This window comes from Rhodococcus sp. NPDC057014, from assembly GCF_042673295.1.
In the GTDB taxonomy this organism is placed as follows: Bacteria; Actinomycetota; Actinomycetes; order Mycobacteriales; family Mycobacteriaceae; genus Rhodococcus_F.
In genome coordinates, this window is record NZ_JBHUSF010000588.1 from 1 (window position 1) to 2,200 (window position 2,200).

A 2,200-nucleotide genomic window follows, 5' to 3' on the forward strand; every position below is an offset into this window, starting at 1 on the left:
CCGGCGCTTCCGGTGGTCTCGGCCGGGCAACAGTGCTGGCGCTGGCCGCCCACGGCGCCAACGTCATCGCCCTGAGCCGCAACGCCGACACCTTGCAGGAAACCGCGCAGATGGCCCGGGGGCTGCACGGGACCGTCGTTGCCTTACAGGCCGATGTCACGGACGAGCCGAGCGTGGTCGAGGCCCTCACACACGTCGAGACCAGCTTCGGAACCCTCGACTTCGTGGTCAACAATGCCGGACGTCAGATCGAACGGAACTTTCTGGAGACCACGAACGAGGACTGGGACGCCATCGACCTGACGAACGTGCGCGCCCCCTTCTGGGTGTGCAAACATGCCGCAGCCACAATGCTGCGACACGGCCGCGGAGGAAGCATCGTCAACATCGCCTCCGTCCTGTCGGTGAGCGCAGACCCGATGCTGACCGCATATACCGCCAGTAAGCATGCGGTTCTCGGACTCACACGCAGCATCGCCGTCACACGCCGACTGGCGCGCGCCGGAATCCGCGCCAACGCAGTGCTTCCCGGTGACATGAACACCCCGATGGTCCAGCAGTACTTCGCTGCCCATGCCGACCCTGAGCTGGCACGGCAGGAAATTGCCTCCGCCTATCCGATGGAGCGGATCGCCGAACCCGCGGAAGTCGCCAATGTGGTGCGGTTCCTCGTCTCGGACGACGCGTCGTTCGTCAACGGCGCGGCCATCGTCGTCGACGGCGGACTCGGCGCGGCGCTGTACACGAACTGACCCGCGGCATACAGGGAGCTGTTCTACGTGGAGCTGTTTCTACGTTTGTGAGTGTCGACGATCGTGGCCGGTCCCTCCGCGCTGACGTATCGATACGGCGGGTTTTCGTCCTGGACGAGAAGGCTGAGGCGACCGCTTGCGCGGACCAGTCGTTCCTTGATGGTGCCGCGTTCTGTCCACACGAGGAGGTCCCCCGACTCGTCGAGCCGGTACCAGACCGGCACCGCCAGGGTCGCCGCGCCGTCGCGGGCGACAGCAATCACCGCCACGTGCTTCTCGCTGAGGAACCGACGCCGTCCCTCGGCATCCATCCAGAAGTTGGACATCGCTCTCCTACTCCCCATTGTCGGGATGGTGTTCGGCACGCTGTCCGTCTTGACGTTCTGGATGCCGGGACTCGCCGTCGTCCTGGGCGTCGGTGAACTCGCCGCCGACCTTCTGGGCGCTGCGACCCACTCCACAGATGACGACGAGTCCGCATCGCTGTGGGCCCTCGTCGGCATCCTCGTCGCCACCCTCGGTCTCACCACGGATGCGATCGCAGTGCTGGCGGGTGCGTCACCCCTGTAGCGGGACCGCAACCGATCCGCTTCTTCATCGGACACAATGACTGGCCATATTTGGCAGATGTCTTACCATGGAATGGAGCAGGCACGGCAACGTACAAGGAGGCAAAGGTGAGGGACTTCAGGCCGGTACGGAGCCGAAGCGCGGGCGGCGACGTCATGCACCAGATCATCGACCGCATCAAGTCCGGCGAGCTGCGCGAAGGCGATGTCCTGCCCGGGGAGCGGGTGCTCGCCGCACAGATGGACGTCTCGCGTCCGACGGTCAGCAGCGCGATCTCCAAGCTCGTCGAGGCGGGCATCCTCCGCAGCCGCCCGGGTCGGCACGGCAACCCCGAGGTGATCTCGATCTGGATTCCCGAGGGCCTCGAGAATTTGCCGGAGGCCGACCCCCTCCAGGCCGACGAGATCTTCCGCATCCTGGAGGCGCGCAAGACCCTCGAACCGCGCGTGGCGCAACTGGCCGCCGTGCGCGCCACCGACGAGCACTACCAGCTGATGCAACACTCGATCGATCTACTGCGCGCCCACAAGGACAACCTCGCACGGGCAGCTCAGGCCGAGCTGCTGTTCCACCGGACCATCTGGCGCGCCGCGGGCAACCCGTCCCTCGAGGCGATGATGAAGGGACTGGAAAAGGAGCTCGCCCCCGTCCACGACATGATGTTGCGCACACCGGAAGACTACGAATGCGGGGTGGAGTTGCACGAAGCGACGTTGGCAGCGCTCAAGCGGGGCGACCCTGTCGAGATCGAACAGGAGATGTACCGGCATCTCGGCCATTTCGAGAGCATCGTCGCGGACGTTCTCCAGCGAACCCCGCACCGGCAACTGCCGGCCTTCCTCACCGCCGGCGTCCACTGACCCACTCCCCCTTTACCC

Annotated in this window: 4 protein-coding genes; 3 read left to right on the top strand and 1 reads right to left on the bottom strand. The window is 65.6% G+C overall.

What is annotated here, in order from left to right; all coding sequences use genetic code 11:
* A partial coding sequence (locus tag ACFTZB_RS45140; protein ID WP_378442445.1) for an SDR family NAD(P)-dependent oxidoreductase occupies positions 1 to 752 on the top strand: 752 nt, incomplete at its 5' end.
* Between the two features lie 23 nt (positions 753 to 775).
* Here ACFTZB_RS45140 and ACFTZB_RS45145 read toward each other — a convergent pair.
* Positions 776 to 1,078, bottom strand: a complete 303-nt coding sequence (locus tag ACFTZB_RS45145) for a pyridoxamine 5'-phosphate oxidase family protein (protein WP_378442447.1) — start codon at positions 1,076 to 1,078, stop codon at positions 776 to 778.
* On the opposite strand from ACFTZB_RS45145, the gene ACFTZB_RS45150 reads away from it, so the two are divergent.
* Positions 1,071 to 1,322 (top strand): hypothetical protein, encoded by a 252-nt coding sequence (locus ACFTZB_RS45150; protein WP_378442449.1) that lies wholly within the window; start codon positions 1,071 to 1,073, stop codon positions 1,320 to 1,322. The genes ACFTZB_RS45145 and ACFTZB_RS45150 overlap by 8 nt on opposite strands.
* Positions 1,323 to 1,429: 107 nt before the next feature.
* Positions 1,430 to 2,182, top strand: a complete 753-nt coding sequence (locus ACFTZB_RS45155; RefSeq protein ID WP_378442451.1) for a FadR/GntR family transcriptional regulator — start codon at positions 1,430 to 1,432, stop codon at positions 2,180 to 2,182.
* Positions 2,183 to 2,200: the final 18 nt, after the last annotated feature.